This window comes from Kocuria sp. SL71 (genome assembly GCF_026672465.1).
GTDB lineage: Bacteria > Actinomycetota > Actinomycetes > Actinomycetales > Micrococcaceae > Kocuria > Kocuria palustris.
Genome location: NZ_JAPPRE010000001.1, coordinates 2,304,332 through 2,330,561 on the forward strand (window position 1 = coordinate 2,304,332; position 26,230 = coordinate 2,330,561).

Annotated in this window: 22 protein-coding genes, 1 pseudogene and 1 riboswitch; of the genes and pseudogenes, 10 read left to right on the forward strand and 13 right to left on the reverse strand. The window is 67.8% G+C overall.

Annotation, left to right across the window (positions count from 1 at the left end; genetic code table 11):
• Nucleotides 1–32: 32 nt before the first annotated feature.
• The 3 genes from OVA15_RS10475 to OVA15_RS10485 all read right to left on the reverse strand — a co-directional run bounded on the left by OVA15_RS10475 (nucleotide 33) and on the right by OVA15_RS10485 (nucleotide 3,664).
• Nucleotides 33–1,055: a hypothetical protein gene (locus tag OVA15_RS10475; protein ID WP_268144835.1), complete on the reverse strand. Its 1,023-nt coding sequence runs from the start codon at nucleotides 1,053–1,055 to the stop codon at nucleotides 33–35.
• A 5-nt stretch (nucleotides 1,056–1,060) separates the two neighbouring features.
• Nucleotides 1,061–2,875 carry a replicative DNA helicase gene (gene dnaB / locus OVA15_RS10480; RefSeq protein WP_268144837.1) on the reverse strand — a complete coding sequence of 605 codons (1,815 nt, stop codon included), beginning with the start codon at nucleotides 2,873–2,875 and terminating at the stop codon, nucleotides 1,061–1,063.
• Nucleotides 2,876–3,262: 387 nt separating this feature from the next.
• Nucleotides 3,263–3,664, reverse strand: coding sequence for a hypothetical protein (locus OVA15_RS10485; protein ID WP_251714265.1), 402 nt, complete (start codon nucleotides 3,662–3,664; stop codon nucleotides 3,263–3,265).
• Nucleotides 3,665–3,770: 106 nt separating this feature from the next.
• Between OVA15_RS10485 and OVA15_RS10490 the strand changes: the two genes are divergently transcribed.
• The 4 genes from OVA15_RS10490 (at nucleotide 3,771) to OVA15_RS10505 (ending at nucleotide 7,282) form a co-directional block, all read left to right on the forward strand.
• Nucleotides 3,771–4,349, forward strand: coding sequence for a MarR family winged helix-turn-helix transcriptional regulator (locus OVA15_RS10490; RefSeq protein ID WP_206390513.1), 579 nt, complete (start codon nucleotides 3,771–3,773; stop codon nucleotides 4,347–4,349).
• A 202-nt stretch (nucleotides 4,350–4,551) separates the two neighbouring features.
• Entirely contained in the window at nucleotides 4,552–5,694 is a 1,143-nt protein-coding gene (locus tag OVA15_RS10495; protein WP_053448130.1) for an LLM class flavin-dependent oxidoreductase, read from the forward strand.
• Nucleotides 5,691–6,353, forward strand: a complete 663-nt coding sequence (locus tag OVA15_RS10500; RefSeq protein WP_204782481.1) for an FMN reductase — start codon at nucleotides 5,691–5,693, stop codon at nucleotides 6,351–6,353. The genes OVA15_RS10495 and OVA15_RS10500 overlap by 4 nt, the downstream gene beginning before the upstream one ends.
• A 138-nt stretch (nucleotides 6,354–6,491) precedes the next feature.
• A riboswitch (TPP riboswitch) is annotated at nucleotides 6,492–6,584 on the forward strand.
• A complete protein-coding gene (locus tag OVA15_RS10505) occupies nucleotides 6,578–7,282 on the forward strand; it encodes a hypothetical protein (protein WP_051452666.1) in 705 nt (234 codons plus the stop codon). (Overlaps the previous riboswitch by 7 nt.)
• Nucleotides 7,283–7,307: 25 nt before the next feature.
• Here OVA15_RS10505 and OVA15_RS10510 read toward each other — a convergent pair.
• From OVA15_RS10510 to OVA15_RS10550, 9 genes and pseudogenes are all read right to left on the reverse strand, one after another.
• Nucleotides 7,308–8,321 (reverse strand): annotated as a pseudogene (locus OVA15_RS10510) (MMPL family transporter); the annotation flags it as partial.
• Nucleotides 8,322–8,703: 382 nt separating this feature from the next.
• Nucleotides 8,704–9,153, reverse strand: a complete 450-nt coding sequence (gene rplI, locus OVA15_RS10515; RefSeq protein WP_006214360.1) for a 50S ribosomal protein L9 — start codon at nucleotides 9,151–9,153, stop codon at nucleotides 8,704–8,706.
• Nucleotides 9,154–9,171: 18 nt separating this feature from the next.
• Nucleotides 9,172–9,408, reverse strand: coding sequence for a 30S ribosomal protein S18 (rpsR, locus tag OVA15_RS10520; protein ID WP_006214361.1), 237 nt, complete (start codon nucleotides 9,406–9,408; stop codon nucleotides 9,172–9,174).
• Between the two features lie 113 nt (nucleotides 9,409–9,521).
• Complete coding sequence (locus OVA15_RS10525) at nucleotides 9,522–10,130, reverse strand: single-stranded DNA-binding protein (RefSeq protein WP_006214362.1); 609 nt, start codon at nucleotides 10,128–10,130, stop codon at nucleotides 9,522–9,524.
• Between the two features lie 125 nt (nucleotides 10,131–10,255).
• The gene (gene rpsF / locus OVA15_RS10530; RefSeq protein WP_024289509.1) at nucleotides 10,256–10,603 is read right to left on the reverse strand and encodes a 30S ribosomal protein S6; all 348 of its coding nucleotides are present in this window, start codon (nucleotides 10,601–10,603) and stop codon (nucleotides 10,256–10,258) included.
• A gap of 192 nt (nucleotides 10,604–10,795) precedes the next feature.
• Complete coding sequence (locus tag OVA15_RS10535; protein WP_024289508.1) at nucleotides 10,796–11,992, reverse strand: hypothetical protein; 1,197 nt, start codon at nucleotides 11,990–11,992, stop codon at nucleotides 10,796–10,798.
• Nucleotides 11,989–13,245 carry a glycosyltransferase 87 family protein gene (locus OVA15_RS10540; protein WP_235444542.1) on the reverse strand — a complete coding sequence of 419 codons (1,257 nt, stop codon included), beginning with the start codon at nucleotides 13,243–13,245 and terminating at the stop codon, nucleotides 11,989–11,991. The genes OVA15_RS10535 and OVA15_RS10540 overlap by 4 nt, the downstream gene beginning before the upstream one ends.
• Nucleotides 13,238–14,662, reverse strand: a complete 1,425-nt coding sequence (locus OVA15_RS10545) for a glycosyltransferase family 87 protein (RefSeq protein WP_268144844.1) — start codon at nucleotides 14,660–14,662, stop codon at nucleotides 13,238–13,240. Before OVA15_RS10545 ends, OVA15_RS10540 begins: the two co-directional genes overlap by 8 nt.
• Complete coding sequence (locus OVA15_RS10550; RefSeq protein WP_268144847.1) at nucleotides 14,659–16,068, reverse strand: CCA tRNA nucleotidyltransferase; 1,410 nt, start codon at nucleotides 16,066–16,068, stop codon at nucleotides 14,659–14,661. The genes OVA15_RS10545 and OVA15_RS10550 overlap by 4 nt, the downstream gene beginning before the upstream one ends.
• A 112-nt stretch (nucleotides 16,069–16,180) precedes the next feature.
• Between OVA15_RS10550 and OVA15_RS10555 the strand changes: the two genes are divergently transcribed.
• The 6 genes from OVA15_RS10555 to OVA15_RS10580 all read left to right on the forward strand — a co-directional run bounded on the left by OVA15_RS10555 (nucleotide 16,181) and on the right by OVA15_RS10580 (nucleotide 22,971).
• A complete protein-coding gene (locus tag OVA15_RS10555; protein ID WP_024289504.1) occupies nucleotides 16,181–16,681 on the forward strand; it encodes an NUDIX hydrolase in 501 nt (166 codons plus the stop codon).
• Nucleotides 16,682–16,764: 83 nt separating this feature from the next.
• Nucleotides 16,765–18,420: a murein biosynthesis integral membrane protein MurJ gene (murJ, locus tag OVA15_RS10560; RefSeq protein WP_268144850.1), complete on the forward strand. Its 1,656-nt coding sequence runs from the start codon at nucleotides 16,765–16,767 to the stop codon at nucleotides 18,418–18,420.
• A 108-nt stretch (nucleotides 18,421–18,528) separates the two neighbouring features.
• On the forward strand, nucleotides 18,529–20,007 hold the full coding sequence (locus tag OVA15_RS10565; RefSeq protein WP_268144852.1) for a hypothetical protein: 1,479 nt from the start codon (nucleotides 18,529–18,531) through the stop codon (nucleotides 20,005–20,007).
• Nucleotides 20,008–20,203: 196 nt separating this feature from the next.
• On the forward strand, nucleotides 20,204–21,229 hold the full coding sequence (trxB, locus tag OVA15_RS10570; RefSeq protein ID WP_058871631.1) for a thioredoxin-disulfide reductase: 1,026 nt from the start codon (nucleotides 20,204–20,206) through the stop codon (nucleotides 21,227–21,229).
• A gap of 46 nt (nucleotides 21,230–21,275) precedes the next feature.
• Nucleotides 21,276–21,602: a thioredoxin gene (gene trxA / locus OVA15_RS10575; protein WP_006214374.1), complete on the forward strand. Its 327-nt coding sequence runs from the start codon at nucleotides 21,276–21,278 to the stop codon at nucleotides 21,600–21,602.
• A 154-nt stretch (nucleotides 21,603–21,756) separates the two neighbouring features.
• Entirely contained in the window at nucleotides 21,757–22,971 is a 1,215-nt protein-coding gene (locus OVA15_RS10580; protein WP_206390502.1) for a peptidoglycan-binding protein, read from the forward strand.
• 161 nt (nucleotides 22,972–23,132) lie between these two features.
• Here the strand turns inward: OVA15_RS10580 and OVA15_RS10585 are convergent, their stop codons facing one another.
• Entirely contained in the window at nucleotides 23,133–24,272 is a 1,140-nt protein-coding gene (locus OVA15_RS10585) for a ParB/RepB/Spo0J family partition protein (RefSeq protein WP_235044733.1), read from the reverse strand.
• Nucleotides 24,273–26,230 lie beyond the last annotated feature (1,958 nt).

Genomic DNA, 26,230 nt, shown 5'->3' on the forward strand with positions numbered 1-26,230 from the left:
GGATGCATTATCAAAATCTCTGCTAATCTATGCTAGCATTTTTGATAGCTTGCAGATTCTTCCATTCCAAATAACTCCCATGCCGTCACTTCAGCCCAACCATGGTTATACACCAAACAATAATCTCTACTTTCGACTAGATCTGATTTGATAACTCTGAGAGTTCTAGTGTCTTCCTCTAAGATTGTCATCCAAAATTCATCTTCATTTAGCACATATGCAACAAATGACCCGTCCTTTGTCTGGATCCGTTCAGTATTAAGCCACATGGAATCATTTAATGACATAAATGAGATCGCAATTAAGAATAGTGCCAAAGTTCCGAGCAAAGCCCCCTCGACGGATTCCTTCCTGGAGTCTTCGATGCACTCAGATCTTTCAGACCATTTTCTCAGAATCTTATTCGCTTCAGGCAGTCTTAAGGGATCAATGTGCACGACCCCATTTTTCGGCCCGCTCGTTTGAATAGAATCAAACTGCTTAGACAATTCGTCAATGACTAAATCACGATAAGGGTTGGATAGAACGCTCTTACTCGCCGCCTCCAAGCGAGTCTCTTTCGACCGGCTAATTCGCGCCTGAAGGCATGCTCCGCAAACTGAGAATACAACACCCAGCAGAGCGAAGATTGTCAACATACTGGAAAGTAGCAATAATAGGACGATGGCCCACAACGCCAGAGTAGTCCTATACAACCCTTGTATCGGCAGTCTTATCAACCATAAGGCGACAGGGTAGCAAAGCATCGAGATCAGAAGTGGAAATGACTGAATTACCACTCCAGAAATCAGGGAACCAGTGCTGGAATTGGAAACAACTCCAAGTGCCGTGGCGACGTCTCCCCGCGAAACCAAGAGTATCTTCAAGATAAATATCGTTGCAGATATCGTTACAAATAAAGCCGCAATCCGTTCGGTTAAACGTTCACGCAAATGCGCGCCGATTTGATTATATCTTACTACGTCCCGGATTGGGGGCTGAAAACCCTTTGCAATCGAGGACCGGACCGCATTTATTCGATTTTTGATACCATCGGCAAATCGTCCAGTATCCATAGTTTCTAGAACCCTTCGTTCGCCATGTTCGCGAAGCGGGAGTAATGGCCCTGGAACGCCACCACGATGGTCTTGGTGGGGCCGTTACGGTGCTTGGCCACGATCACGTCCGCCTCGCCTGCGCGCGGCGACTCCTTGTCGTAGACGTCATCTCGGTGCAGAAGGATCACCATGTCGGCATCCTGCTCGATCGAGCCCGATTCGCGAAGGTCCGAGACCATCGGCCGCTTGTCCGTGCGCTGCTCGGAACCACGGTTCAGCTGCGACAGCGCGATCACGGGGACGTCGAGCTCCTTGGCCAGCAGCTTCAGCGCTCGCGAGAACTCCGAGACCTCCTGCTGGCGCGACTCGACCTTCTTGCCCGAGCTCATCAGCTGCAAGTAGTCGAGCACCACGAGCTTCAGATCGTGCTTCTGCTTCAGGCGGCGGCACTTGGCGCGGATCTCCATCAGCGACATGTTCGGGGAGTCGTCGATGAACAGCGGCGCCGAGTCCAGCTTGCCCATGGTGGAGGCGATCTTGCCCCACTGCTCGTCCTGCAACGTGCCCTTGCGCAGGTCCTGCAGGTTGAGGGTGGCTTCGGCCGAGAGGATCTTCAGGGCGATCTCGTTGCGCGCCATCTCCAGCGAGAAGATCGCGGTGGTCATGTTGTGCTTGATCGCCGCCGAGCGAGCGATATCGATGGCGAACGTGGAGTTGTGCGTGGGGATGAACGTCCGTCCCGCCAGGAACAAGTGCTCCGGATGATCGACCTGCAGGCACCGGACCGGGACCGAGGCCACCGACTCCACGGCGACGATCGCCCGCTCGGTTCCCGGCTCAATGCCGCCGTCATGGCACAGCGGGATTCGGGCGTCATCCGGAATGCGCACGAGGTGGCGCTGCGAAGAGGCCGCGATCTGCCCCGTGGTCACCACGCTGGCCGAGCCCGCATCAGCCGCACCGGCTCCGACAAGCACGGCAGTCCGCGTATGCGTCAGCCACTGGTGCTCCTCATCGGCGATGATCTCGCTGCCGTCGTCGAAGCTGACCCGGTAGCAGGGCCGGTCGAGCATCACGTCGGTCGCGGCGCTCACCCGCGTGGGAGTGCCGTCGACGGCCAGGACGAGGTCGCCGACGGAGATCTCCCCCATGGTCGTCCACCCGGTGGGCGTGGGGATGGGGGTGTCCAGCGCGAGCGCCTTGCCCATGGCCGGCCTGGCCGCGATCACGATCATCTGCCCGCCCTGCAGACCGTGGGTCAGCTCGTCGAACTCGACGAATCCGGTGGGCACGCCCTGCATGCCGGAGCGGCCGCCAGCGTCCTCGATCTCCTGGACGGTGGACTCCACAACGTCCTTGAGGACCACGTAGTCCTCGGAATTGCGCCGCTCGGCCACCGTCATGATCTCGGACTGGGCCTCGTTGACCAGGACCTCGACCTCGCCGTCCTGCGAGTAGCCGAGCTGGACGATCTTGGTGCCGGCGGTGACCAGGCGGCGCAGCACGGCGCGCTCCTGGACGATCTCGGCGTAGAACCCGGCATTGGCCGCGGTGGGAACCGACGAGATCAGCGAGTGCAGGTAGGCCGGCCCGCCCGTCCTCTCGAGCTCGCCGCGCTTGGTCAGCTCGTCGGCCACGGTGATGGCGTCGGCGGGTTCGCCCTTGCCGTAGAGGCTCATGATGGCCTCGTAGATGGACTCGTGCGCCGGCTTGTAGAAGTCGTTGCCGCGCAGCACCTCCACGACGTCCGCGATGGCGTCCTTGGACAGCATCATGCCGCCGAGCACGGACTGCTCGGCGACGTTGTCGTAGGGGGGAGTGCGGATCTCTTCGGACACGACGGGGCCTTTCCAGCGCTGACTGCAGCCAGGACGACGACGGCCGCCCGGCCCGCCCATTCTGGCCCACCGAGCCGACGTCATAAGCCGCTCGGCCGGAACGCTTGCAATGACATGCGCGGGCTTTATCCACTGATTGTGGATAACTTGTGGATGCCCTGTGGGGCGCGCCGTGCAGGACTGTGCGCAACCGGTGCAGATCTCCCTGCCAGCTGTGGATATCCACAGGCTCAGACTTCGTGAACGAAGGATGAATCACCAGGTCAGAGTGTGATTCCAGGGTTTCTCCACGGCGTGTGCACAACTCTCCACAGGCCGTGTCCACACGAGACGTAGGCATTCCCACAGGGCTGTGTCGTCGTGCGTCGCCCGGCTCGGCAACCGAGCTCAGGACCCCATGGCCAGCTGCAGCAGCAGCATGAGAGTGGCCGGGCTGATCAGCACCGAGAGGATCATCACGATCACATTCCAGGGCCTGTGCCGCCGATAGGAGATCGTGCTGGCCAGCGCAGTGAGGAACGCCCCCACCTCCGCCAGCGTGGCCACGATCAGCCCCCCGAAGAACGTGAGGGTCATGGCCACGCCGGAACCGGTGTTGCCCAGCCCGAAGCCCGCCACGAAGGCCGCGAGCCCCACGATCCACAGGATGACGGCGATCGGCAGCAGCCGCGGCTCGGCCTTGCCCTTGCGGCGCTTCCGCTGCGCAGAGGCAGGCGCGGCGGAGAAGCGACCCGCTCCTGACCGGGCGGCGGCGGGCTGACGTCGGGCGCTGCGGGAACTGGGGAACATGGCGGACATGGTGCCATCACCTGCTGGATGCCGGCTCACGTGAAAGTGAGCGGCAACCCGCAGCCACTCACTGATGACGCGTCACGTTTGTCGCTATCCTGGGGGCATGACGACGGCACCCGACACCGAACCCCGCAGCCTCCCCTCAGACGCCGACGAGCCCGGGGACTCCCCCTCGACGACAGCTGGCACGGGCGGCGCCGGCGACGGCGTCGACTGGCTGTCCGCACATGAGGAGACCGTCTGGCGCCGCTGGCTTGCCGTGAGCAGCCGCATCCCCGCCGCCCTGTCCTCGCAGCTGCAGTCCGATTCCGGCCTGTCGCTTCAGGACTACGACGTCCTGGTCATGCTCAACGACAGCGAGAGCTCCTCCTGCCGGATCACCGAGCTCGCCGGGCTGCTGGACTGGGAGCGCTCGCGCATGTCCCACCACCTCACCCGGATGGAGAAGCGCGGCCTGATCGCCCGCTCAGCCGCCCCGGACGACGGTCGGGCGCAGCTCGCACAGCTCACCGAAGCCGGTCGCCAGGCCCTGGCCGCAGCCGCCCCGGGCCACCTGGGCGCCGTGCGCAGGTCGTTCTTCGACGCCCTTGATGCACAGGACATCGAGGACCTGGACCGCATCACCTCCCGGATCGCCCGCAAGCTCGACATCCGCCGCCCGGACTGCGCACCGATCGACTGACCCGCGCAGGCCGGCTGCCGCCCTGCGCGGACACGGCCTGGGGCATCACGACGACAGCGCGTTCGTCGTTCCCGCCGTCCCTCGAGCACGGCGGACCTAATGGTTGACATGTCACATACATCGACGCATACTGTTCCGTGAAACGTCACGCGATGACCGGACATCTCCGGTCATCGCGATGCGCACCCAAGGAGCGAGCACCATGCAGTTCGGCATCTTCACCATCGGCGACGTCACCCCGGACCCCACCACCGGCAAGGCGCCCTCCGAAGCTCAGCGCATCCAGTCGATGACCAAGTACGCCCTGAAGGCGGAGGAGGTCGGTCTGGACGTCTTCGCGACCGGCGAGCACCACAACCCGCCGTTCGTGCCGTCCTCGCCCACCACGCACCTGGCCTACATCGCCGCCCAGACCGAGCGGCTGCGCTTCTCCACGGCCACCACGCTGATCACCACGAACGACCCCGTGAAGATCGCTGAGGACTACGCCTTCCTCCAGCACCTCTCCGGCGGTCGTGTGGATCTCACCATGGGCCGTGGCAACACCGGTCCGGTCTACCCCTGGTTCGGCAAGGACATCCGCCAGGGCATCCCGCTGGCCATCGAGAACTACCACCTGCTGCGCAAGCTGTGGCGCGAGGGGGTCGTGAACTGGCAGGGCAAGTTCCGCACCCCGCTCAACAGCTACACCTCCACCCCGTGGCCGCTGGATGACACCCCGCCCTTCGTGTGGCACGGCTCGATCCGCTCCCCGGAGATCGCGGAGCAGGCCGCCTATTACGGCGACGGCTTCTTCCACAACCACATCTTCTGGAACATCGAGCACACCGCCTCGATGGTGAACCTCTACCGCCAGCGCTTCGAGCACTACGGCCACGGCGCCGCCGACCAGGCGATCGTGGGCCTGGGCGGCCAGATCTTCGCCGCTGCGACAGAGGCCGAGGCCAAGCGGGTCTTCCGCCCGTACTTCGACAACGCGCCGGTCTACGGCCACGGCCCGTCGCTCGAGGACTTCTCGCGGATGACCCCGCTGACGGTCGGCACCCCGGATCAGATCGTGGAGCGCTACCTGGGCTACGCGAATCAGGTGGGCGACTACCAGCGCCAGATGTTCCTGCTGGATCACGCCGGCCTGCCCGAGGAGATGGTCCTGGAGCAGATCGAGATCCTCGGCCGGGAGATCGTCCCGCGCCTGCGCGAGGGCTTCGAGGCACGTCGCCCGGCGCACGTGCCCTCAGACCCGCCCACCCACGAGACCCTGCGCGCCCAGGGCCCGGACTCCAAGCACCGCCAGGTCATCAACGCGCAGCCGCAGGACGAGCAGAAGGAGGATGAGCAGCGATGACCCGTCAGCTCGTCGTCGTCTCGGCGGGGCTGTCCTCGCCGTCGTCCACCCGCCTGCTGGCGGACCGGATCGCCCAGGCCGTCGAGTCCCGGGTCGGCGCCCGGGGCGAGGCCCTGGAGGTCCACCACGTGGAGCTGCGAGACCTGGCCCTGCCGCTGGCGCAGGCCATGACCACGGGCGGGCTGCCCGATCCGCAGCTCGACGAGGTCAAGCGCCTGGTCGCCCAGGCCGACGGGCTGGTGGCGGTCACGCCGATCTTCCGGGCCTCCTACTCGGGGCTGTTCAAGATGTTCTTCGACGTCCTCGACGACGAAGCGCTGATCGACCTCCCGGTGCTCATCGCCGCGACGGCCGGCACCCCGCGCCACAGCCTGGTCCTGGACCACGCGCTGCGCCCGCTGTTCTCCTACTCGCGGGCGGTCGTGCTGCCCACGGGCGTGTTCGCCGCGACCGATGACTTCGGCTCCGGGGACACCGGAGGCCTGGAGTCGCGGATCGCTCGAGCCGCCTCCGAGATGGCGACGGCACTGGTGGCCGAGTCCGCCGGGGTGGAGGGCTTCCTGCCCACCGAGCCCGCGAGGGCGCCGCGTCGCAGCGGCGTGGACCTGGGTCCGGTCACGGACTTCGCGAGCCTTCTCAAGGGCCACGACGGCTCCTGACGGGCTCGCCGAGCTCTCGGAGGACCCATAGGCCGTCTGACCTGCTCATATGTCGGATGTGACATATGAGAAGGTCTCGTCTCTCCCAGCGGACCCGGCTGCCGCCCTGTCGGCATCCGATCCTGCCGCCTATAGTGGGCTGCGGACACGGGGTGCGCCGCCGGCGCTGAGATCAGACCCGTGGAACCTGCTCCAGCTCGCACTGGCGAAGGGATGTCCCCTTGATGAACTCCACCTCGAACATCGCCCCCCAGCCCGCCGTCGAAGCGGCCGGTCCATGGACTCAGTCGCTGTGGGATGACGGCGCGCAGACGGCAGCTGAGATCCAGGACTCGAGATTCGTGCGCGCCCTGCTGGACGGAACCCTTGACGACGCGCGGTTCACGTTCTACCTCGCCCAGGACGCCCTGTATCTGGCCGGCTACGCCCGGGCCCTGGCGGCTCTGTCCGCACGCTGCGATCACGCCCCGGACCAGCTCGCGTGGGCACAGGCCTCGGTCGGCTGCCTCACGGAGGAGGCCCAGCTGCACCGCACCTGGATGGCCGCCCGTCCGGAGGCCGCCGACGAGCCCGCCAGCACCGTCACCGCGGCCTACACGGACTTCCTGCTGGCCGCCGCCCTGGGACAGGACCGAGCTGTCGGCGCTGCTGCAGTGCTCCCCTGCTTCTGGCTCTACGCCCAGGTCGGAGCCTGTCTGCCGACCGTGGAGCCGGATCACCCGTATGCCGCATGGCTGGAGACCTACCGCGATCCCGACTTCGTGGCTGCAACCGCTGCAGCCCTGGAGCGCGTCGAGCGGGAGCTCGCACAGAGCTCGGAATCAGGCCGTGCGGCAGCACAGCGGGCCTATCTGGCAGGCTGCCGCCACGAGCTGGCGTTCTTCGATCAGGCCCTGACTCAGGATCAGTCGGAGACCATCCCGCGCTGAGAGCGCGGACCGACTGACGGGAGCCTCACCACGGTCCCTTCCGGTGCCGCGGCGCCGTGTCGGCCACATGGCGACCGCGGCGTCGTCGGGCCGACGGCGGCGTGATGTGATCCCCGAACTCCTCCGGCTCGCGCCGCGCCAAGGGGCCCGTATGCGGATCCTCGGGGGCCTCCGCCAGCCCGATCCGATCGTGCACCCACCGCCGCGGGGCCGGTGCCCACCAGTTGGCCCGCCCGGCGATCCGCATGAACGCGGGCACCAGGACGCCGCGCACCAGGGTCGCATCGAGCAGGATCGCGAACGCCGTACCCAGGCCGAACAGCTGCATGAAGCTCACCTGGCTCGTCCCGAAGGCCGCGAACGACACCGAGAGCACCAGCGCCGCGAGTGTGGTGATGCGCCCGGTGTGCGCGAGCCCCTCCACGACCGCCATGCGGTTGCTGCCCGTCTGCTCCCACAACTCCTTCATGCGCCCGATCAGGAACAGCTCGAAGTCCACCGACAGCCCGAAGGCGATGCAGAACAGCAGCACGGGCATGGACATGTCCAGCGGGCCCCGCGTGAAGCCCAGGAACCCGGAGAGCCAGCCGTGCTGGAACACGAGCGTCACCACGCCCAGCACCGCCGACAGGAGCACCAGCGTGATGGGCACGGCGATGTGCTCGGCCAGCCCCAGGTCCTTGATCACCTGCTGGCTGTTCGAGGCGATCATGGGAGCGGAGCCGCCCACCAGCACCTCGGTGCCGTCGCCGCGCTCCTGGCTCAGCTGGTCCACGAGCTCCGTGGAGATCTCAGTCTGCTCGGCCAAGGTGCCCTCGATGCGCGCGACGACCATGCCCGTGCGGCCGTCGTCAGAGCTCAGCGGGTCGCTCATGCCGGGATCGCTGAAGGCATGGACGGACTCGATGCCGTCGTGCTCGCGCAGATCCGCGGCGATCTCCTCCCCCACGTCAGCGGAGTCGGCTGCCTGGGAGCCTTCGGGGGCTCGGACCAGGACGACGAGGCTCGCCTCCCCGCCGACCTCTTCGTGCACGATCTGCTGTGCCCTCGGGGATTCCGAGGTCGGGTCGGCGTAGCCGCCGCCGGGAACGTAGCACGGGAGACGACGCCGGCGTCGGTGCTGGTCGGCGCAGAAGTCGGCCGTCCTGGGGACGGGTCATGCGCCCGCAGCAGATCCGCGCCGCGCCCGTGCCCCGAGGGCCGGGAACAGATGCGAGATCACCGCGCAAGGGACCACATCAGGGCCTGCCCTGTGTCGCTGCGCAGGGCCGTCGTCGTCATCCGCCGAACGGTGACCTGTCAGGGGCAGAGCCGCCCCCGCCGGCGCCCGACAGGCCCGGCAACGACGACGAGCCGCCGCCCCGGAAAGGGGCGACGGCTCGTCGGTCAGGCGTGCCGTGCAGGATGGCTCACCCGAAGGATCAGGCGGGGACGACCTCGAACTCGATGTTCGCGTTGACGTCCTCGTGCAGGCGCACGGTGGCCTGGTAGGTGCCGACGGTGCGGACCTGCTCGCGGATCTCGACCTTGCGCTTGTCGATCTCGCCCAGGCCGGCGGCCTTGACGGCGTCGGCGACCTGCTCGGCCTTGATCGAGCCGAACAGACGGCCCTCGGCGCCGGCCTTGGCCGGGACCGTGACGGTGGCCGAGGTCAGCGAGGCCGCCAGGGCCTGCGCGTCCTCGAGCGAGGCGAGCTCACGGGCCGCACGAGCGGCCTTGATGGACTCGATCTGGCGCTCGGCGCCCTTGGACCACTGGGTCGCGAAGCCGCGGGGGAAGAGGTAGTTGCGGGCGTACCCGTCCTTGACCTCGACCACGTCACCGGCGGAACCGAGGTTGGAGACCTCGTGCGTCAGGATGATCTTTGCCATGAGTGTGTTCCTTTCCGATCAGCGGCCGGAGCCGGCGTAGGGGAGCAGGGCGACCTCACGGGCGTTCTTGACGGCCTGGGCGATCTTGCGCTGCTCCTGGACGGAGACGCCGGTCACGCGACGCGCGCGGATCTTGCCGCGGTCGGAGATGAACTTGCGCAGCAGCGCAACGTCCTTGTAGTCGATCTCGGTGACGCCTGCGGCCTTGAGCGGGTTCGCCTTCGGCTTGGGCTTGCGAATCTCATGCTTCGCCATCGTGGTGCTCCTTCTGAAGCGTGGAGCCCGCAGTGCTCTGCGGGATGGAAATGTGTTGTGTCTCCCGGTTCTGCGCCGGGTGGGTGCGAGGGCTCAGGCGCTCGGGCCGCCGATCAGAACGGCGGCTCGTCGTCCTGTCCGGTGCCCCAGTCGTAGCTGCCGCCGGCGGACTGGCCCCAGGGATCGTTCTGCGGGGCCGCCTGCTGGCGCCCACCGCCCTGACCGCCCTGGTTGTAGCCGCCGGAGGACTGGCCGCCGCGGTTGCCGCCGAAGCCGCCCCCGCCGCCATTGTCCCAGCCGCCGGAGCCGCCGGACTGCTGTCCGCCGCCGCTGAAGCCGCCGCCGGACCCGCCTCCGCGGGACTGGCGGTTGACCTTCGCCGAGGCGAAGCGCAGCGACGGGCCGATCTCATCGACGTCGAGCTCCATCACGGTGCGGCGGTCGCCTTCCTTCGTGTCGAAGGATCGGGACTTGAGCCGCCCCTGGGCGATGACGCGCATGCCCTTCTGCAGCGTCTCGGCGACGTTCTCCGCCGCCTCGCGCCACACCGAGCAGCGCATGAACAGCGTCTCGCCGTCCTTCCACTCGTTGGACTGACGGTCGAACTGGCGCGGGGTCGACGCGATCGTGAAGTTCGCGACGGCCGCACCCGACGGCGTGAAGCGCAGCTCGGGCTCAGCGGTCAGATTGCCGATGATGGTGATGATGGTGTCGCCGGCCATGGGACTCTCCTTCCGGAGAACTCGCGGTGATGGGGCTGGTGCTCCCCCATCCTCCTCCGCCGCTCAGGACGGAGTCGGTGGGATCGCACCCGATGCAGCTCGCGCCGTCACCGGCGCCGATCTGCTCAGGCCTCGGCGGTCTCGGCGACGGGCTCGCCGTTGACGTCGTGGTGCGGGTGGATCCGCTGCTCCTCGGGACGGATGATCTTGGTGCGCATGATCGCCTCGTTGAGGTTCAGCACACGGTCGAGCTCCTGCGAGGTAGCGGGCTCGGCGTGGAAGCGCACGACGGCGTAGATGCCCTCGGACTTCTTCTGGATCTCGTAGGCGAGACGGCGGCGACCCCAGATGTCGATGTTGTCGACGGTGCCGTTCTCACGGGTGACGACCTCGAGGAACTTCTTCAGGGTCGGCTCGACCGCGCGGTCGTCGACCTCCGGGTTGATGATGACCATCAGCTCGTATTCGCGCATGGAAAGAACCCACCTCCTTCGGGCTGGAACGGCTGCGGTCTCTCCGCAGCAGGAGGTTCAATGCGAGTCCGTGGCAGTCGGCCCCGACGGGGCCCTGTCCGCACAGACTGATCGACTGTACACCACCGGACATCCGCGGTCCATGGCCGCTGCGGCATGAGACCGGCGATCATCGCCCGCAGGAGGCGGCCCTCAGCGCAGCGCGACGTCGATCTCGGCGTCCCTGCCGTCGGAGGTGACGTCCACATGCACGGGGAAGCTGACGATCTCCTCGACCCTCTTGCCGTCCTCCAGGTAGGACAGCCGAGCCTCCGCCTGCGCCGTCTCGTCGGCGACCCAGTCGAGCTGCGAGTCGGAGTCCTCCTCGGCGACCAGCCACAGCGGCGGCCGCGAGACCAGCTCCCACTCGACCTCGGAGATCTCGGCCCCTGCCTTGGGAGCCTTCAGGCCGGATTCGGGGACCTCGATCTCCGCGTTGTCCGCGGCATCGGCGCGGGGCACGCCTCCCTCCGCCCAGCGGCGCGAGGCCGGGCATGCGTCGGGGCTCACGGAGGTCGAGTCCATGCAGCTCTCGACGCTGCGGACGATCTCCTGGTCCACCTCGGCCCACAGCTGCGGGGAGGGCTCCAGCTCCACGACGACCTCCTGCGGCTGCGGATCGCCGAGCAGGACCTCGGCCGGATCGATCGGCTCGGCCAAGACGTAGTCGTCTCCCTCGGGCAGATCCACGGCGAATCTCCCCGGCAGGGCCTCCCACTGCCACTTGCCCCCGGCGCCGTCGGCCACGGTGCGATCCTCGGGGTCCAATCCGATCCGCTCGCCGTTGATCGAGAGGTCCCGGTTCCCGGGAGCGGCCACCGTCAGCGTGCTGGCATCCACGCCGTCCATCTCCCAGCTGTCGTTGAGGGGCCCGGTGCGCCGGACCTGGTGCACCGACCAGGTGTGCTCCTCGCCTTGCTCGGCGCCCTCCGGGACCTGCCCGTCCGGCCAGCGCACCGAGGCGGTGACCTGGGCCCGATCGCCGTCGCGATGGACGTCCACGATCTCCCAGGAGCTGATCCGTCCCTCGGCCTGCCTGTATGCCGCATTCGGCATGCTCTCGGCGCCGGTTCTGCCCCGTGAGTCGCCGAACAGGGCGAGGGCCTGGCGCGAGCGTCCGTCGACCATGGCGTCGAGCCAGTCCTCGACCGGCTCCTCCGGGTCGCGATCCACCATGAACCAGTTCAGGGCGGTGCCGCCGGCGCTGATGAGCAGGACCACGACGATCAGCCAGGTCCACAGCGACCGGCGCAGGCGTCGGCGGCGCCGCTGCTCGGCGGGACCGAGCTCCTGGACGTCCTGATCGAGCTCGGGCTCTGCCTCTGCGGAGGCGCGGACCTCTTGGCTCATGCGTTCCTCGCGGCCACACCGATCTGGGTCGCACGGCGGCCTCGCTGCATGTCCACGGCGACGATGACGATGAACCAGATCAGGAACAGGTAGCGCGCCGCGGCCAGCAGGGCCTGCGGCGACCAGCCCCAGTCGCCGAACAGCGGCTGGGTCTCCCAGGCCCCGGCCGGGGCGTTCATGGTGGCCCAGTAGCCGATCTCCACGGCCTGCCACAGGAAGAACTCGAGCCAGCTGCGCCTGGCCAGGATCACCAGCGGGACGAGCCACACGGACTGCAGCAGCGACCAGTCCCGGCTGAAGAGCAGGAAGACGGCCAGCAGCATGAGCAGCACCTGGACGATGCTCGGCTCCTTGCCGGCCAGCACGCTCACCAGCAGCACCGCCACGACCCCGAGCAGGATCGCGATCATGGAGATCTGGTCCAGGTTCGCGGAGTCGATCGACAGTCCGGTGGCCGGTGCGCCCAGGGCGTTCCACACGCTCCAGCCGGAGTCGCTCGAGACCGGCGAGCGCATGGTCTCGCCCATGCGCTCGCGCCAGCGGTCGAACTCCTGGACCATGAACGGCCCGTTGACCATGGCGAAGACGATCAGCGAGACCACGAGCGCGCTGATGAAGTCGCCCAGGTAGCGGTAGCGCGCGGCCAGGAACAGGATGGCGATCAGCACGAGCAGCGGCAGGAAGCTGACCGTGGCGCCGAGCCCGATCCACACGCCGGCGACTCCCGGCGAGCCCCGGATGTAGGAGGCGACCGCGAGCATCATGAACATCACGGCCCACAGGTCCCAGGAGGTGAATCCGACCAGCAGGACGGTGGGCGCGAAGGCCAGGACCACGGGGTCCGAGGGCTGCTTGCCGGACAGCGAGGCGACCGCGGTGATGGTCACGACCCACACGAGGGCCGTGAGGAAGACGGTGAGGTCCAGGACCGTGTTCGGGGTGATCTCGAAGCTGAAGGCCTCGGCCAGACCAGTGGTCATCCAGCCCAGGATCGACGTGAACATGCCCACGACGATCGGCTGATCGCCCGTGGGGCCTCCCGTGAAGAAGCCGGAGAGCATGCCCCCGGGCGTCACGGAGAGGTCGCCGGGCTGCAGCTCGGCGGCGCACAGGCCCGGGAAGCGGGAGTCGACGCTCCACTCCGGCACGCGGCACGGGACCCGCAGCAGGAAGGAGAGCAGCACGGCCAGGATGCCGAGCACGAAGAGCACGAGACCGTTGGTCCCGCGCCTGCCGGGGCGTCCGTCAGCCATGGCGTCCTGCCCCTCCTGCTCGGGTGTCTGGTTCCCCGGCGATGATCAGCGGCCGCGCAGGGAAGGATCCGGCACTGCGATCCGCGCTCAGGATAGCCGGGGAGGACCCGGTCTCGGCGGCGCTCCCGCCGATCCGGTCCGGGTCGTAGACCGGCAGGCCGCGCAGGAGGCGCACGACCACCCGGGCGCACAGCCACACCACGGCCAGGATGTGCAGCACGACGGCCGCGGCATAGAAGCGGCCCATCGCCTCCGCATTCGGCTGATCCGCGACCATCGAGTACAGCCAGGTGAAGACCGCGATCCAGTGCACGACCTCGATGACCTGCCACACCGCGTACTCCCGCAGCCGGGGGGCGGCCAGGATCACCAGCGGGACGAGCCAGAGCACGAACTGCGGGGAGTAGACCTTGTTGGTCAGCACGAAGGCGGCCACGATCAGCAGGGACAGCTCCGCGAGGGTGGGCTCGCGCCTGGCTTTCAGCCCGAGCACCAGGACTCCCGCGCAGCACAGGGCGAACACCCCGTAGGCGATCACGTTGAGCGACTCCGCCGCCAGCGGCTGCGCGCCCAGCTCCGGCGCCCACACGACGTTCCACACGTGGTAGATCGACGAGAACCCGGCACCGCGCTCACCCGAGAAGCTCCAGAACCAGCTCCACTGCTGGCGGTCCCACAGGGCGAAGGGCACGTTGACGACCACCCATGCGACGACGGCCGAGACGACCGCCATGACCGCCGGGCGCAGCTCGCGCCGGCGCAGCGCCAGCACGATCACCGCCCCGAGCATCACGAACGGCCACAGCTTCAGAGCCGTGCCCAGTCCCAGCAGCACGCCGCCGACGGCCCAGCGGCTGCGCTGGAAGGCCAGAAGCGCGGCTACCGAGGTCAGCACCGGCCACAGATCCCAGTTGATCAGGGCCGTGGCGGCCACCGCCGGGGAGACGGCCAGCGCCGCGGTGTGGACCGTGGAAGTGCCCATGGCCGCGACCATCACCACGACGGCGAGCCACACGAGCAGCAGCAGCGCGGCATTGAGATCGAAGTAGATGTTCTGCACCGTCGGCACGGGCAGCCCCTCGCCCAGGCCGTAGGCGGCACGACCCGTCGCCGTGGCGATCAGGCTCTGCAGAAGCGGGTACTCCAGCAGCGCGGAGGGATCCTGCGACAGGTAGGCGAAGCTCCCGTCGGACATCCCCCGGGTCGTGAACAGGTAGCCGATGTCGGAGTAGCAGACGAGCTGCTGGGTGTGCGCCCCGTTCCACCCCAGCTGATGGCACGAGAAGCGCAGCAGCCAGGCCACGATCATGGTCCAGGTGCCGAGCCCGAGCAGCAGCCACAGCCACTGCCCGGAGCGCATGCCGCGCGGCGACCGCCAGCCCCTCCGGCCCGTCTCGGACTGCGCGGGTGCGCTCACTGGCTCTCCCACCAAGCCCTCAGCCGCTTCTCGGCCTCCTCCTCGCCCAGAGAGCCCTCGTCCAGGCGCAGCTCGAGCAGGTGCTTATAGGCCTTCCCCACCTGCGGCCCCGGGGGGATGCCCAGGATCGCCATGATCTGCTCGCCGTCGAGGTCGGGGCGCATGGACTCCAGCTCCTCCTGATCGGCCAGCTGCGCGATCCGCTGCTCGAGCTCGTCGTACGTCCGCGCCAGGCGCGCGGCCTTGCGGCGGTTGCGGGTCGTGACGTCAGAACGGGTGAGGCGGTGCAGGCGCTCGAGCTGGGGGCCGGCGTCGCGCACGTAGCGGCGCACCGCGGAATCGGTCCACTCGGCGTCGCCGTAGCCGTAGAAGCGCATGTGCAGCTCGACCAGGCGGGTGACGGCGGCGATCGTGTCGTTGTCGAAGCGCAGCGCCTTCATGCGCTTCTTCACGATCTTGGCCCCCACCGTCTCGTGGTGGCGGAAGGTGACCGCGCCGTCCGGGCCGAAGCGCCGGGTCGCTGGCTTGCCGACGTCGTGCAGCAGCGCCGCCAGCCGCAGGACCAGGTCCGGGCTCGGCACGGGGCCGTCGGGGCCGGTCTCCAGCTCCGCGGCCTGCTCCATCACGGTCAGCGAGTGCTGGTAGACGTCCTTGTGATGGTGGGCCTCGTCGGTCTCGAGCTTCAGCGCGGGCACCTCCGGCAGCACGACGTCGGCCAGGCCGGTGTCGACCATGATCTCCACCCCGCGGCGCGGGGCCCTGCCGCACAGGAGCTTGATCAGCTCCTCCCTCACGCGCTCCGCCGAGACGATCTCCAGACGCTGCGACATCTCCGTCATGGCCGCCAGGACCTCCGGGGCGACCTGCAGGTCGAGCTGGGAGGCGAAGCGGGCTGCGCGCATCATGCGCAGGGGGTCGTCGTCGAACGACGAGTGCGGGGAGCCCGGGGTGCGCAGCACGCCGGCGGCCAGATCTCGCACGCCTCCGTGGGGATCCACCAGCTCCATCGACGGCAGCCGCAGCGCCATCGCGTTGATCGTGAAGTCGCGCCGGACCAGGTCGTCCTCGAGGGAGTCCCCGAAGGCGACGATCGGTTTGCGGGAGGAAGGGTCGTAGGCCTCCGCCCGGTACGTGGTGATCTCGAGCTGCTGATCCCCTTGACGCATCCCGATCGTGCCGAAGTCGCGGCCGATCTCCCACGTGGCATCCGCCCACCCGCGCACCGCCGCCAGGGTCTGATCGGGGGTGGCATCCGTGGTGAAGTCCAGGTCCGTGGCGACCCGGCCCAGGAAGAGATCGCGCACGGGGCCGCCCACGAGGGAGAGGTCGTGGCCGGCATCGGCGAAGCGGCGGCCCGCCTCCAGGACGACGGAGGGGACGGCGGAGGTGTCGAGCTGCTGGGTCATCGCGCCCATCATTCCAGACCCCCGGCCTCTGCCCTGCGGGGACGCGTCGCGGACCGCCGGGGGACGTCGGCGGCTCCGCCCGTTCCCAGACTCAGCCGTTAGTGTTGAGCGCATGGCTTTCCCCGTACCCAGCGCACCCAAGAGACGGCCCTCCGGGCCCGTCGCTGCGCTGCCCACGGTGGAAGAGGTCTCGGCCGGCGGCATCGTCGTCGACTTCGACTCACCTGATCTGCCGGTGGCGATCATCGCCCGGATCAACCGCGGAGGGCGCCTGGAGTGGTGCCTCCCCAAGGGCCACCCGGAGAACGAGGAGACGGACGGCGTCGCCGCTGTCCGAGAGATCGAGGAGGAGACCGGGATCGCCGGGAGGGTGATCTCTCCGCTGGGCAGCATCGACTACTGGTTCTCCGTCTCGGGGCACCGCGTGCACAAGACCGTGCACCACTTCCTCCTGGAGGCGGTGGGCGGCGAGCTGACCACCGAGAACGATCCCGATCACGAGGCCGTGGATGTCGCGTGGGTCAAGATCGACGACCTCGGCCGCCGCCTGTCCTTCCCGAACGAGCGGCGCATCGCAGACATCGCCCGCGAGTTCATCATCCACCAGCTCTGAACCCCCGCTTCGGGCGCCTCACCACGGGCTGCCCGGCCCAGCACGGGCCGCCCCCGGCGCCCGACGTCCTCGAAGGAGACCACGTGGCTCGATCCGGTGCCATGTCCAGCGCCATCATGGCCTCCGGCACGCTCGTCTCCCGGATCCTGGGCTTCGTCAAGACCATCCTCATCACGGTCGCGATCGGCTCGCTGACCTCGGTGGCGGACATCTTCCAGATCGCGAACAACCTGCCGAACTACATCTACGTGCTCGTGGCCGGCGGCGTGTTCAACGCGGTGCTGGTGCCCCAGGTGATCAAGGCCTCCAAGGCCTCCGCCGACGACGGCGCCGACTACATCTCCCGGCTGCTGACCCTGGCCGTGATCGCCCTGGCCGGGATCACGCTGGTCGTGGTGGCCTGCACCGTGCCGATCATCCGGGTCATGACCCAGGACTGGTCGGATCAGCAGCTGGCCCTGGGCGTCACGTTCGCCCTGTTCACGTTCCCGCAGATCTTCTTCTACGGCGTCTACACGGTCGTGGGCCAGGTGCTCAACGCCAAGGGCGCGTTCGGTTGGTACATGTGGGCGCCCGTCGTGAACAACATCGTGGCGATCGCCGGCCTGCTGATCTTCATCCGGCAGTTCGGCAGCTTCGCGGAGGCAGAGCACTCCCTCGAGTCCTGGACCAGCGCCCAGACCCTGCTGCTGGCCGGGGTCACGACCCTGGGCGTGGCACTGCAGGCTGTCGTGCTGTTCTGGCCCCTGCAGCGACTGGGCCTCGGGCTGCGCCCCAAGTTCGGCTGGCGCGGCATCGGGCTCTCCCAGGCGGCCAAGCTCTCCGTGTGGACGCTTGCCACGGGCGTCGTCGCCAACCTCGCCTTCCTGGCGCTGACCCGCACCGCCTCGATCCCCACGGGCTTCCGCGAGCAGTACCTGGAGATGGACCCGCCGCAGCACATCGCCGGCAGCGCGTCGCTGGACCAGGCGGCCATGCTCTACTCGCTGCCCCACGGCGTCATCGGCCTGTCGATCGCCACGGTCCTGTTCAACTCCATGGCAGCGGCCTCCGCCCAGGGCGACGACGAGACCCTCAAGGCCTCGCTGTCCCAGGCCCTGCGCTACTCGGGCATCGCCACGATCTTCTGCACGATGGCCATGATCGTGTTCGCCGGCCCGCTGGGCATGCTCTTCTCCGGCGGCGTCCCCGAGTCCGGTGCGGTGATCGGGCAGGTCTTCGCGGTGATCGCGATCGGAGCCCCGTTCATGACCACGGCGTTCATGCTCGGCCGCCTCTTCTACTCCCGCGAGGACGCGCGCACCCCGTTCATGGTCCAGCTGGCTGTCTCGATCCTCACGGTCGCGGCCGCGGTGATCATCAGCCAGACCATGCCTCCGCACCTGGTCGTCTTCGCCGTGGCCGCCTGCTACGCCGGGCAGAACATGCTGATGACGCTGCTGTACCACGTGATCGCGGTGCGCACGATCGGCGACTACCGCACCGCCGAGGTCATCGACACCCACATCCGCGCGATCGCCGCTGCTCTCGTCACCGCCGTCGCGGCGACCGTCGTCCTGTACGCCATGGGCGGCTGGGACCCCGAGGGCTGGCCGTGGTCCTCGCAGCTCAGCGCCATCGGCACCCTCGCCATCGGCGGTCTCGTCAGCGCCGTGATCTACCTGTTCATGCTCAAGGTGTTCAAGCTCAAGGAGCTGCCCGAGCTGATAGCCCCCCTCACGGCGCGCCTGCGCCGCTGAGGTCCTCATCGGCTCGCATGGACCCCCGAGTACACTGCGACTGACCCGCTGCTCCCTACCCCGTTCTGCCGCTGACTGCGGCGGACCCGCAGATCCACAGGAGACCTCGTGGCCCAGCCCATCAGCCTCGGCACCGTCCTGGGTGGTCGCTACATCGTCCTCGACGAGGTGCAGACCACTTCCGACGGCGATCACGTGCTCGGCGGCAAGGACCAGATCCTCGGCCGCGAGGTCACCATCCTCGTGCCGTCGGAGGCGCACACGGCCCGCGTGGTCGAGAACGCGCGCACCATGGCCATCGGCGCCGTGGATGCCGATCTGCACATCCTGGACCTCGGCCAGTCCGGAGCCACGCCCTACCTGGTGACCTCGTTCGCCGCTCCCGCGGTGCTGCTCGAGGAGCTGCTGGCCGAGCCGGGCACCGTGGACGACGACACCCTCTCCGACGACATCTTCGGCCGCCCCCGCTCCTCGAGCTCGGCCGGCGCCTACGTCCTCGACGACGGCGAGCCGGATGCCCCCGAGTACGAGGACACCGCCGAGCAGGACTTCGGGCGCTGGGACGATCAGGACGACATCGAGACGGCCCCGCCCGCGCCCAAGGTCGAGAAGCGCCTGGGCCGCCCCCGACGCGCCTCCGAGGCCTCGACCCGCGCCACGCTGTTCGACCGCGCCGCCGCGGGCCGCGGAACGGAGCCGCAGCAGCGCATGCAGTCGGCCAGCGGGTCGATCGACCCCAGCTACGACGGCGACAACCGCTTCGACTCCTACGAGTACGACTACCAGAGCGCCCCCGCCGGCGCGTCGCGGCCCAAGTCCGAGGAGCCCAGGTCCTCGCGGCGCTCCGGGGCCTCCTCGCGCTCGGGCGCTGCGGCTGCCGGGACGGGTGCGGCAGCCGCAGCTTCGTCGTCCAGCGGCGGCTCGTCCGCCGCGCGCGGCTCGAGCTCCTCGCGCTCCGGCCGCTCCGGGGGCAAGGGACGGCTCGCGCTGATCTTCGCGCTGCTCTTGCTGCTCATCCTCGTGGGCGCGGGCATCGTGTTCGGCGGGCTCGGCAAGGTCTTCAACTCCGGGCAGGTCTTCGGCCCGGAGGAGGAGCCCTCCGCGTCGGCCTCGCCCACGGAGCAGGCGGTCCCCGCTCCCACCACCGTCACGCGCCTGGTCCCGGACGACCCCACTCTGATGGCCGATCAGGACGCCACCCTGAACCAGGCCATCGACGGCGATCCCGAGACCTCCTGGGTCAGCTACGGCTTCTCCGCCGCGGACTACGGCCAGCTCGTGTCCTCCGTGGCCCTGGCGGTGCGCTTCGAGGAGTCCACCCCCATGCACGAGCTCACGATCCAGCAGACCAGCGGCACGGGCGGCTCCTTCACGGTCTACGCCGCGGACAGCCCGTCGCTCGACGGCGCAGTGGAGATCGGCCAGGGCTCCTTCGACGACCCGGAGACCACCGTGGAGCTCTCCGACGAGGCCGCGCAGGACGATCACCCCTACCTGATCGTCCAGTGGACCGAGCTGCCGTCGCTCGAGGAGCCGATCGCCGACTACCCCTACGGTCTGCGCATCGCCGAGATCGAGGTCTCCTAAGCTCGCAGCTCAGCCCAGCTTGCTGACACAGCGTCAAGTCAAGTTGCCGCGGTTGCCGGAATAGTTCCTGCTGTCCCCTGGTTATGCGGGCAGACGACGGATCGCAGCGCCTGTCACACGCGCACGATCCGCACCCGGTCCGCCCGGCAGCCGTCGGACCGCAAGCACCGCACACGAAGGAAGAAGGACCGCGAACGTGAGCCCAGACTTCAGCCCCGCGATCAGCCTCGACCTCTCCTCGAGCACCCCGGAGACGTCCGCGGCGCAGTCCGTGGCTGCCGATCCGAGCGCCACGGTGCACGACGTCGTCATCGTGGGCTCGGGGCCGGCGGGCTACACCGCCGCCATCTACGCAGCGCGCGCGAACCTCAAGCCCATCGTGCTCGCCGGCTCGGTCACCGCCGGCGGCGAGCTCATGAACACCACCGAGGTCGAGAACTTCCCGGGATTCCAGGACGGCATCATGGGCCCCGAGCTCATGGGCACCATGCAGGCCCAGGCCGAGCGCTTCGGCGCCGACGTCCGCTACGAGGACGCTCTGTCGCTGAAGCTCGAGGGCGACATCAAGGAGATCACGGTCGAGGGCGGCGAGGTCCTGCGGGCCAAGGCCGTCATCCTGGCCACCGGCTCCGCCTACCGCGAGCTCGGCCTGGAGGACGAGAAGCGGCTGTCCGGCCACGGCGTCTCCTGGTGCGCGACCTGCGACGGCTTCTTCTTCCGCGAGCAGAACATCGCCGTGGTGGGCGGCGGAGACTCCGCGATCGAAGAGGCCACGTTCCTGACCAAGTTCGCCTCCAAGGTCACGATCATCCACCGCCGCGACGAGTTCCGCGCTTCCGAGATCATGCAGCAGCGCGCCTTCGAGGACCCCAAGATCGAGATCCTCTGGAACAAGGAGGTCATCGGCATCTCGGGCGAGTCCAAGGTCGAGGAGCTGACCCTGCGAGACACCGTCACGCAGGAGGCCTCCGCGCTTCCGGTGACCGGCCTGTTCGTGGCGATCGGCGCCGATCCCCGCACCGGCCTGTTCGCAGACCAGCTCGCGATCGATCCCGACGGCACCGTCCAGGTCGACGGCCGCTCGTCCCGGACCTCGCTGCCGGGCGTCTTCGCCGCCGGCGACGTCCTGGATCCCACCTACAAGCAGGCCATCACGGCCGCCGGCTCCGGCTGCGCCGCGGCGATCGACGCCGGGCACTACCTGGACGCCCGCGCCGGCTGATCCCAGGCCCTCCCACAGACCCTCACCACCCCAGAAGGAGCACACCATGAGCAACGCAGCAGCCGTCAACGAGTCCGACTTCGAGGCCGAGGTCCTCCAGTCCGACAAGCCCGTCATCGTCGATTTCTGGGCCGAATGGTGCGGCCCCTGCCGCATGGTCGGTCCGGTCCTGGACTCGATCGCCGAGGAGCACGACTCCGTGAAGGTCGTGAAGGTCAACGTCGACGACAACCAGGCCATCGCCGCCAAGTACGGCATCACGTCCATCCCGGCCGTGTACGTCTTCAACAACGGCGAGGTGGCCAAGCAGTCCATCGGCGCCAAGCCCAAGTCAGCTCTCGAGAAGGAGTTCGCCGAGTTCCTCGGCGCCTGATCCGCTCACTTGCCGAACGGCCCCCGGAAGCCCGCCATCGCGGGGGCTTCCGGGGGCCGTTCGGGTGCCTCTTCCCGCTGGTGAGATGCACACACGCACCGAGTGCCTCTAGTATTCAAGGAATTTCCCTCGTTCCCGACTCCGTAAGGTCTCCATGTCCGACTCCTCTGCCGCCTCCCTGGGCCGCGGCCACAGCGACCGCCGCGTACGGGTCCTGCGCGAGCGACTCGTGCGCGCCGGCCAGCTGCCCCAGGACACCGACCTGGACGGCCCTCAGGCCACTGAGTTCGACGCCGCCCTGGAGACGGCGGTCAGGGCCTTCCAGCAGAGCCGGGGACTGATCGTCGACGGCGTGGTGGGCCCGGAGACCGAACGGCGCCTCAGCGAGGCCCAGTACACCCTGGGGGACCGTCCGCTGCAGTGGGACCGCCAGGAGCCCATGCGGGGCGACGACGTGGAGCGCCTCCAGCACAATCTGTCCCTCCTCGGTCTGTACTACGGCCATCTCAACGGCGCGTTCGAGGAGAAGACCCACCTCGCCGTGCTGGAGCTGCAGCAGAGCCTGGGACTGGAGCGCAGCGGCCGAGTGGATCACCGCACCATCGAGGCCCTGGCCCGGATCAACAAGAACATCACGAACTCCAAGGCGTTCTCTCTGCGCGACTTCCACAATCTGGAGTCCGCCAACGGCGCAGTGCGCTCGCACCGCATCATCCTGGTGCCCAGCGCCATGATCGGGGAGCACCCCAGCCCTGCGGAGGCTCCCCCTGCGGAGCGGCAGCGCAGTCGGGACCTCTCCTTGGATGTCGCAGCTCGTGCCCACGAGCTGCTCGCCGACATCGGCGCCCATCCCGTCGTCGTCTCCGATCAGCCGCTCCAGGCCGCCGACGGCACGGTGATCGAGACTCCCGGCACCCTGGATGAGGCCCTCGAGGGCGTGCGCCAGCCCGTGGTCGTCGTGCTCGGATGCGATTGGAACCGCTCGGAGAAGGCCAACGGCATGGCCTCGTACTTCTGGGGAAATTCCGGCTCCGAGCAGGACGCCCTCTCCCCGATCGGCCAGCGCGGCGCCTCGCTGATCCAGCGCGAGATGGTCGCACGCACGGGTGCACTGGATCTGGGCTGCCATGGCCGTCAGTGGATCGTCCTGCGCACCACGCCTGCGCCCACGATCTACCTGGACATGGGCTACCTCTCCAACCCCGGGGAGTCCGAGGATCTGGAGCGGGGGGAGTACCGAGCGCATATCGCTCAGGCGATCGCCGTGGGCCTGCAGCGCATGTTCGCGCAGTCCTCCCAGGATCACCCCACAGGGACGCTCAGCACCTCGGATATCGCTCGAGAGCTGGCACGACGACCCAAGGCCTGACCTCCTCCAGAGCGACGAAGAGCCCCTTTATGTAACGTACATCACATAAAGGGGCTCTTCTGCGTGTTCAGCGCTGTACCAGACGGTCAGGGAGCGAGGCGGTGCCGCACCCCGCCCGGAGCTGTCGTCACGACCGATCTGGGCGAGGTGCCAGCAGGCGCTCAGTCCTCCTGAGCCGCATCCTGCGTCTGCGGATCCAGCACCGAGATGATGCGATTGAGATCCTCGACGGAGGCGAACTCGATCGTCATCCGCCCCTTGCGGGCACCCAGGTTGATCTTCACGCTGGTGTCCAGCTTGTCGGAGAAGGCGTCGGCGATATAGTCCAGACGCTCCCTGTGGCGCTCCTGGGCCCTGGCCGCGGGTCGACGCCCCGGCTTGCCGCGCTTGGACAGCGATGCTGCCTCCTCAGCAGCGCGCACCGACATGCCTTCAGCAACAATGCGCTGGGCCAGCCGCTCCATCTCGGCAGGATCCTCCAGCGCCAGCAACGCACGAGCATGGCCGGCCGAGAGCACACCTGCCGCCACCCGGCGCTGAACCAGCGGTGGCAGGCGCATCAGACGCAGCGTGTTGGAGATCTGCGGACGGGAGCGCCCGATGCGTCGAGACAGCTCCTCCTGAGTGGCCCCGAACTCCTCGAGCAGCTGCTGATACGCCGCAGCCTCTTCCAGAGGGTTCAGCTGGCTGCGATGCAGGTTCTCCAGCAGTGCATCGCGCAGGAGGTCATCATCTGCGGTGTCGCGGACGATGGCGGGCACGGTGTCGAGGCCCGCGCGCTGAGTGGCCCGCCAACGGCGCTCACCCATCACCAGCTCGTAGGGCTGACCGTCCGGCTCTCGGGACGGCCGGACGACGATCGGCTGAAGGACTCCGAGCTCGCCGATGGAGTAGGCGAGCTCCGCGAGCTCGTCCTCGTCGAAGACCTGACGCGGCTGCTTCCGGTTGGGGTGGATGCTGCCCACGGGGACTTCCGCGAACACCGCGCCGGGGACTGAGGCGAGGTCCGACGTGTCGGGATCCGCAGGCAGTTCCGCAGCGGTCGCAGGGGTTTCCGCGGCTACGGCATCTGGCTCGACGCCTTCCGCGTTAGCCCCCGACGTTCCACGTGAAACATCAGCCGTCCGATCAGCGTCCGTCGCGCCCTCTGAGGGCTCGGTGACGGAAGTGTGCACCTCCGTGGTGGCGTCCGAGGCGGCGGGAGCAGCCGACTGCACGGACTCCTGCTGATCCGAGGCCTCGTCCGGAGAATCGGCAGATTCCGCTGATTCCGCGGACGAGGGAGTAGGGGTGAAGAACATGTCGGACGGGCGGCCGCTTCCTCCGCGGTTCTGCAGGGCTGCCCCCCATATCCATCCGGGACTTCATGGCGCTCTGTCGAGCACTGGCCGAGACCGGGCGGCGACGGCCGCCCGTTCCACGTGAAACGGACGATGTCGTCTCCTCCGCAGAACCGCTCGACTCGGCGTGCTTGGGGTCCACCGCAATCGCCTTCGCATCCGCCTCGGAGACGGCGGCCCCGGCCGCAGTCGTCGCTCCGTTCCCCTTCTTCTTTGAGGACTTGGGGGCGGTGGAGGCCTTTCCACTCCGCGAGGCGGCAGTTCCAGACTTCGAGGACGCTCGTGTCGCCGCTCCGGTCTTGGAGCGAGCCCCCTTGGGAGACGACGACTTGGACTCCTCAGGCTGGGGTGCTCCCGTCCCGGAACGTGCAGCCTCCGACTTGACTCGCCCAGGTCGATCCGTACGGGAGTCGTTGCTCTCCGTCGCATCGGACGCATTCACCGCTGCGGTATCAGCTGCGACGGTCGACTCCGACTGCGCTGCCGCGCTACCGGCCGGCGGCGCCTCTGCACCCCCAGCGTCGTTTCTCTGGACACTCGACTCCGAAGACGGCTTCTCGACAGGTGCACTGGGAATCAGGGCTCCGAGGCCTCTACCGAGCCCCCTCTTGCGCTCCGCCATGGACAACACTCCTCTACTGGACGACCCGGACAGTCTACGGAGCATCGACAGAGATTCGCGCGTTTCACGTGGAACCACCCGGAGTTCCGGGCCGAATTGTGACTGATCTGGCCTTGCTGGACGCACTCCAGTCGCGAAGGCATGGTCTTCGCGGCCGTTCCACGTGAAACATCGAGCGCCCCTGGACGCTATCCACTCCCGAAGCGGACTGCATCTGACGGTCTGGTGTTCGTTTCACGTGGAACATCGCTCAGTCACAAGGCCGTCCACGCGCACGTCCCGAATAGAATCCAGGAATTTCGCCGCGACTGTTACGACGTTGAAGACACGCGCCCATCAGCCGACTAGTCGTCCAGACAGTGCCCTAGGGGGCCATTCCCACAGCGTTCCACGTGAAACATCACGGCATGCGTACGCCCATTGCGCAGTCGGTACGAGGAGGACGTCACGCATCCTGCATTCCGTCCAAGTCCATGGCGTGTGCGCCTCACCCCTGAATCACCTCTGCGTGCTGCAGCCGGTCTCCGTCTCCGGGGCGTGGATCGCGTGGATCACCCGCATGTCGCCTCGTACCGTACACAGGCCGGCGTATGCCCTTTGGACCTCGTGTACCGGTGAGCTGACTACCGCGCGCAGAACCTGGCTTTCAGAGCCGTGGCCTTCGGCCCTTGGCCTCCGCTCTGGACACAGATCCTCGCATCTCGTGAGCTGCTACGGGTTGATGAGACCCGGCCTCAGTCCTGACCACGCTCGCACAGTAGGACCTCTCAGTTCGCATGGCGTTGTCGCCACACAAAGGCAGTACTTGTCCCATGATCAATGGTGCACTCGCCTGGCGGCATCGCCAGCATGTACGGTGACTCGCCTTCGCGGTCCCGCCGCGCACCGCGGAGACTCTCGCCGTCGCGATGCGCTCCGCAGCACCCGCCAATCGAGGCACGGAGAGCAGACGGACACCAGAGACAATGCGTTCCACGTGAAACATGGACTCGCGCACTGACCGAAGACGGCCACCATGCCACCGACGAGCCGTCGAGGGTCCTGACGTCGGATCCAGTCGTCAGCTGGACCTCTTTCCGTAGCGTTTCTCACGTTCCTTAATGCGTCGCCCATCGCGCGCTGCAGACCAGGGCATGCCGAGGCGTCCCCCAAGGGAAGAGCTTTTCCGCCTCTCACATGATCGCTGTGTGCCCTGGGACGACGGACAGCGGGCAAGACCCGGAGTTCGTCGGAGTCATCGGGGTCCGATTCCTCCTGCGCTTCCTCGGACAGCCGTCGCGCATGGACGACCGCCGGC